Below are 1,361 nucleotides of genomic sequence, written 5' to 3' on the forward strand. Positions count from 1 at the left end.
GGTCGTGTCCCTGATGGTGGTGTAGCTCCCGAGGGCCACCACGCTGCCGGCTTGGCCGGGCTGGTCAGGCGGCCACGGCTGGCAGGCTGACGATGGGATCATCGCTGATCGGCGCGATGCTTTCCAGCGTGATGTAGCGGGCGCGCTGAACGGCCCATTCGTCATTCTGTTCGAGCAGGATGGCGCCGACGAGCCTTGTGATGGCGGCCTCGTTGGGAAAGATGCCGACGACCTGGGTGCGGCGCTTGATCTCGCCGTTGAGACGCTCCAGCGGATTCGTCGAATGCAGCTTGGCGCGGTGCTGCGTCGGGAAGGTCATGTAAGCCAGCACGTCGGTTTCGGCCGTGTCCATCAGGGCGGCGAGCTTGGGGACGGTCGGCCTGAGCTGATCGGCGACCCTGCGCCATTGCTGGCTGGCAGCTGTGGCGTCGTCCTGGGCGAAGGCGGTGGCGATGAAGGCGCAGACAACGCGCCGCCCGCTGCGGCCGGCATGGGCCAGGGCATTGCGCATGAAGTGAACCCGGCAGCGCTGCCAGGTCGCGGTGAAGACCTTCGAGACCGCCGCCTTGATGCCCTCATGGCTGTCGGAGACGACGAGCTTCACGCCGCGCAGGCCACGCCGCGCCAGCTTGCGCAGGAAGGCCGTCCAGAAGGTCTCGGCTTCGGACGGGCCGATATCCATGCCCAGGACCTCGCGGCGGCCGTCGCTGTTGACGCCGACGGCGACGATCACTGCCACCGAGACGATCCGGCCGGCCTGGCGCACCTTCACATAGGTCGCGTCGATCCAGAGATAAGGCCAGTCGCCTTCAATGGGGCGGTCGAGGAAGGCCTGCACGCGCGCGTCGATCTCCTCGCAGAGCCGCGACACCTGGCTCTTGGAGATGCCGCTCATGCCCATCGCCTTGACCAGGTGGTCGACCGAGCGGGTCGAGATGCCCTGGATGTAGGCCTCCTGGATCACCGCCGTCAGCGCCTTCTCCGCCATGCGGCGCGGTTCAAGAAAGCCCGGAAAGTAGGAGCCCTTGCGCAGCTTGGGGATGCGCAGCTCGACCGTGCCGGCGCGTGTCTCCCAGTCCCGGTCGCGATAGCCGTTGCGCTGCGCCAGCCGATCAGCGCTCTTCTCGCCGAAGCCGGCACCGGTCAGGCCGCCGACCTCCAGCTCCATCAGACGCTGGGCGGCAAAGCCGATCATCTCGCGCAGAAGATCGGCGTCAGGGCTCTTCTCCAGCAGCCCGCGCAGGTTCATCATCTCGTCGGTCATCGGGGATCTCTCGGTTCAGGGTTTGCGTTCCCAACCCAAACCTAACCGGCAATCGCCGATGACCACCCTCAGCTACACCACGCCATGGGACACGACC

General features: G+C 66.8%; 1 protein-coding gene. It reads right to left on the reverse strand.

Annotated elements, in window-relative coordinates:
• Positions 1-64 precede the first annotated feature (64 nt).
• On the reverse strand, positions 65-1,264 hold the full coding sequence (locus ACFPOB_RS24250; RefSeq protein WP_067993513.1) for an IS256 family transposase: 1,200 nt from the start codon (positions 1,262-1,264) through the stop codon (positions 65-67).
• Between the last annotated feature and the right edge of the window lie 97 nt (positions 1,265-1,361).

The sequence above is a fragment of the Allobosea eneae genome, assembly GCF_042657265.1.
Classification (GTDB): Bacteria; Pseudomonadota; Alphaproteobacteria; order Rhizobiales; family Beijerinckiaceae; genus Allobosea; species Allobosea eneae.

Bases quoted from the DNA above. Each gene is read 5' to 3' on its own strand.
- ACFPOB_RS24250 (WP_067993513.1), bottom strand. From the start codon at position 1,264: ATGACCGACGAGATGATGAACCTGCGCGGGCTGCTGGAGAAGAGCCCT.